General features: G+C 79.1%; 1 protein-coding gene. It reads right to left on the bottom strand.

From position 1 onward, the window contains the following. A partial coding sequence (locus tag AC13HU_RS36440) for a P-loop NTPase family protein (protein WP_483046284.1) occupies nucleotides 1-1,889 on the bottom strand: 1,889 nt, incomplete at both ends.

Below are 1,889 nucleotides of genomic sequence, written 5' to 3'. Positions count from 1 at the left end.
GATCGGCGGCGCGGGCGGCACCGGCACCGACCGGCCGTAGGCACCGCCACCGGCCCCCGACCCTGCGCCGGCCCCGGCGGACCGCCCGGCGGCGCGCGACGGAAGCCGTACCGGCGCGTCCCCGGGCACGAGCGGCGGCACCGGGTGCCCGGCGGACGGCGACCAGCGGTGCACCAGCGCGTACAAGGCCGTGGGCAGGTCGAGGTGCAGGGACTGGACCCAGTCGCCGAACTCCTCGTGCGCGAAGCGGTAGCCCGCCCCGGCCGGCACGAGCAGGCCCTCGGCGAGCACCGCGGACGCCCAGCCCGTACGCCACGGGAAAAGTTCCTCGAACGCCTCCCGGTCCAACTCGCCCTGTCCCGGGCCCAGGCAGCGCCGGGCCGCTTCGTGTGCCTGCCCGGCCACCCGGGCGGCCAGCCGGCGCAGTCCCCGGCCGCGCACCGGCGGCGAGGTCGGCGTCGCGGCGCCCAGCCGCACCGCGATCCGCAGGCACGCCGCATCCAGATACGCGGCGAAGACCTCCGCGCGGCTGGGCGGCGGCCCCTCCGCGGCGAGTTCGCCGAGCGCGATCCGCACCTGGGACAGCAGCCGCAGCGCCAGCGGATGCCCGGCATCCCGCGCGCGCAGGGAACCGTCGGGCAGGCCGTGTCGCTCACGGGCCTCGGCCGCCTCCGGCCCGGCGAGGTCCCCCAGCCGCACGCAGGGCGGCAACGGCCTTACGGGCACGCCCGGTTCGGCTGTTGCGCCCTCGCCCCCGCGCGCCCCCGGCACGTACAGCAGCTCGGCCGGGAGCATCGCCCCCACCTGCTCCCAGAACTCCGGGCGGCACGCCACGACCAGCCGGGCCCGGCTGGTCCGCAGCCAGCCGGCGGTGGCGGCGGTCCAGCCGGCGAGTTCGTGGGCGAGGACGGGCGGCATCTCCTCGGGTGCGTCGAGCAGGACGACCAGCGGGCGGCCGGCGGTGCGGGCGAGGATGGCGACGTCCTCGGTGGGATCGGCCATGCCGTACGCGAGCGGGGCGTGCAGCGGCTCGCCGGGGGCGTGACCTGCCGCGCTGACCACGCGGGCGGCGGTGCGCAGCGCGCGCTCCACGGCGTCCTTGACGCTGCCGTCGCCCGGGCGCAGTTCCGCGCCGCGCAGCCAGACCGTCGGGGCCGGGTGGGCGGCACGGTGGCGGCGGCCGGCCAGCGCGGCGAGTTCGGTGCTGCGGCCGGTGCCGGGCTCGCCGACCAGGCCGAGGGCGAGCGGGGCGGCTTCGCCGCGGCGGCCGACGAAGTCGTCGAGCGCGGCGACGATCCGGGGTCTGGCCACCGGGTCGCGCCAGGGTTCCGGCGCGCTGCCGGCCGAGCCGACGCTGGTGTCGGTGAGGTGCAGGACGCCGGCGAGGTTGAGGTGCGGGCCGTACGCCGGCACGGTCGCGGCGGCCCGGGCGACCAGCTCGGCCAGCGGCGCGGGCGCGGACCCGGTGTGCAGCGGCACCGCGAAGCCGCCGGCGCGGTGCCCGGCGTGCAGGGCGGTCACCACCACCGCGAGCACGGCGCCGGTCGCCGCGTCGAGCACCGGGGTACCGGACGCCTGCGGTCCGGCCTCGGCCAGGTCGGCGCCGTCGAGCGCCAACTCGTAGACCTCCTCGATCAGATGGAAGCGGTCGGTGGCGGTGTACGTGACCGCGGTGGTGCCCAGCACGGTCGCCGCGGCGGCCTGCGGCAGCCGCAACACGGCCCGCCGCTCGGGGTGGCCGGGGCCGGCGGGCGCGATCGGCAGGGGTCGCACGTCGAGACCTTCGGTGGCCACCAGTGCGAGCCCGCACCCCGGCAGCGGGGTGACGGCCTCCGCCTCGACCAGGCACACCTGCTCGCCCGGGGCGTGCAGCACCAGCCGGGCGAGCC

It is taken from the genome of Streptomyces sp. NH27, assembly GCF_056859195.1.
The sequence above is the reverse complement of the archived record's forward strand: the minus strand, read 5'-3'. Positions and strand labels throughout refer to the sequence as shown.